This is a genomic window from Alkalihalophilus lindianensis (assembly GCF_032843265.1).
GTDB lineage: Bacteria > Bacillota > Bacilli > Bacillales > Bacillaceae_D > Alkalihalophilus > Alkalihalophilus lindianensis.
The window spans coordinates 1-279 of the sequence record NZ_JAWJBA010000200.1 but is presented as its reverse complement, the minus strand read 5'-3'; the positions used below and the strand labels follow the sequence as shown (position 1 = coordinate 279).

The 279-nt window shown below is 33.3% G+C and carries 1 pseudogene; it reads right to left on the bottom strand.

The features are described 5' to 3' along the window. Positions 1–279, bottom strand: a pseudogene (locus RYX56_RS21915) (polysaccharide biosynthesis protein); the annotation flags it as partial.

Sequence of the window (279 nt, the reverse complement as noted above, 5' to 3'; positions counted from 1 at the left end):
TCCAAACGATCTTTGCAGTGTTATTTACCATTTTAAACTTAAAAGGTCGGTGCGCTACTAAATAAATTGAAGAACCTAAAAAACCTATCGTTGATGCTAAAATAGCAATTGTTCCCGCTTCATATATCGTCCAACCTCTGTCTACAAAAATAACAATAGTAACAATGATAATACCTACTCGTATAACTTGTTCTATAACCTGGGAAATAGCCGGAACTGTCATATTATTTGCAGATTGATAATAACCTCTTAACACGCCAAGCATACCTATAAATATAA